Consider the following 251-nt stretch of genomic DNA (forward strand, 5'->3'; position numbering starts at 1 on the left):
CCGGTCGATGGCAGCCAGCCTGTCGAGATGGTCCTGCCATGCCTTGTGGGCGTCGAAGGCATCAACTCCACGTCGCACGCGTCTTGGCACGTGGTAGATTGGCCTGTAATAATCGAGAGAGCGAGGGTAGTTGTGGGCATAGATAGGGCGCGGGGAGTAGCCGTAGATCTCGCGATGGACAGGCAGATAACGGTAGCCGGGTACCGTAATCCTCTCAGCGGCAGCGATAGGGTCGTCGTAAAACGACTTGG

1 protein-coding gene is annotated in these 251 nt (G+C 59.0%); it reads right to left on the reverse strand.

Annotated features, from left to right (window positions below; all coding sequences use genetic code 11):
• Positions 1-251, reverse strand: a 251-nt coding sequence (locus F0L46_RS27805; protein WP_149822420.1) for a hypothetical protein, incomplete at both ends; no start/stop codon positions are given.

It is taken from the genome of Salinarimonas soli (assembly GCF_008386575.1).
In the GTDB taxonomy this organism is placed as follows: Bacteria; Pseudomonadota; Alphaproteobacteria; order Rhizobiales; family Beijerinckiaceae; genus Salinarimonas_A; species Salinarimonas_A soli.